The sequence below is a fragment of the Oleiphilus sp. HI0132 genome, from assembly GCF_001635845.1.
This window is the reverse complement of the sequence record NZ_LWGJ01000772.1, coordinates 1-676: the sequence shown is the minus strand read 5'-3', so window position 1 is coordinate 676 and position 676 is coordinate 1. Positions and strand designations below refer to the sequence as shown.

1 protein-coding gene is annotated in these 676 nt (G+C 42.8%); it reads left to right on the top strand.

Annotated elements, in window-relative coordinates:
* On the top strand, window positions 1-676 hold a 676-nt coding region (locus tag A3766_RS09115), incomplete at both ends, for a beta-propeller domain-containing protein (protein WP_197479465.1).

Below are 676 nucleotides of genomic sequence, written 5' to 3'. Positions count from 1 at the left end.
ATTGCTTCGAATAACCAGAACCCTAGCTATTGCGATATTTGCCTCGATGCCCCCGTACTCGAAAGCGATGGAAGTGCAGATGCCTCTTCTGACGAGTCAAGCGATAGCTACTCCCGAACTAATACTCAAGAAACAGGAGTCGATGAACTCGACTGGCTTAAGACCGACGGAAACCTGATATACAGCTACAATGGAGGTTCCGACATCAATATATTTGAATTATCGGAACAGACAGGTAAACACGAAGCGCTCAATACCATTACCCTCTCTACTTCACGTCATTACTTACAGGGCTTGTATCTGGAAGAAACACTCGAAAACAAAAAACTTATTTCAATCGCTAACGAATACGCTCAAGTCTATAGCGACTACTTCTGGCACTGGAGTGATAGCCGTATCAGTATTGATATGTATGACGTGGAAACACCTGAATCCACCATAGACAAAACCACATCTATACAGATAGAGGGTCAGTATGTCAGCAGCCGAAAAATCGGCTCAAAGCTCTATATCATTAGCCAATACAGTGCCTACCTCGACGACTATGTAATCTATCCCTATGAAGAAGATGATATTAGCCGTAACGAGTCATTAATCAGCAAGGCCACATTAGAAGACCTACTCCCAAGCGTCACCTTAAATGGCCAAACAAAGATTTTACTAGGTGAAAATGATT